1 pseudogene is annotated in these 503 nt (G+C 73.0%); it reads right to left on the bottom strand.

Annotated features, from left to right (window positions below):
• Positions 1-263: 263 nt before the first annotated feature.
• Positions 264-503, bottom strand: a pseudogene (locus tag ACJA3G_RS38495) (hypothetical protein); the annotation flags it as partial.

Genomic DNA, 503 nt, shown 5'->3' with positions numbered 1-503 from the left:
GGGGGACCGTCTGCTCGGGTCCGCCCGGTGGGGGAGGTCCGTGGGCTGCGTTTCTCAACAGCGAGGCAATCATGAAGTAGGCCGCACTCACAGCGTTTTTACCCAACTTGACTGGGTTTCCATCCCTGGGAGGCAACACGGTTCACGTGTTCAGTGCGAAGGCGCGCGCGAGGGCGCCCGGCGGGTGGAGACCCGCCGGGCGCGTGGGTGAGGCGTGCGGACGGAATCGGCTGCCCCGTGTCAGCCGCGACCGCCGCACGCGGTCAGCTGGAGCCGCCGCAGCCGCCGCCCCCGCAGGACGAGCCGCCGCCGCAGGAGGAGTGGTTACCACCGCACGAGTGGCCGCCGTGGTGGCCGTGGCCTCCCCCGCTGTCACCGGCCCACCAGGGGCCGGACGAGCCCGCCGCGCCGGAGGAGCCGCCCGCCTTGGACGAGTACCACCCCCGCCGCCACCGGCCGCGGCTCCCCCTGCTCACCCTGCCGACGACGTACCAGATCAGTAC

Source organism: Streptomyces sp. YS-3 (assembly GCF_045257485.1).
In the GTDB taxonomy this organism is placed as follows: Bacteria; Actinomycetota; Actinomycetes; order Streptomycetales; family Streptomycetaceae; genus Streptomyces.
This window is presented reverse-complemented; position numbering and strand designations above follow the sequence as displayed.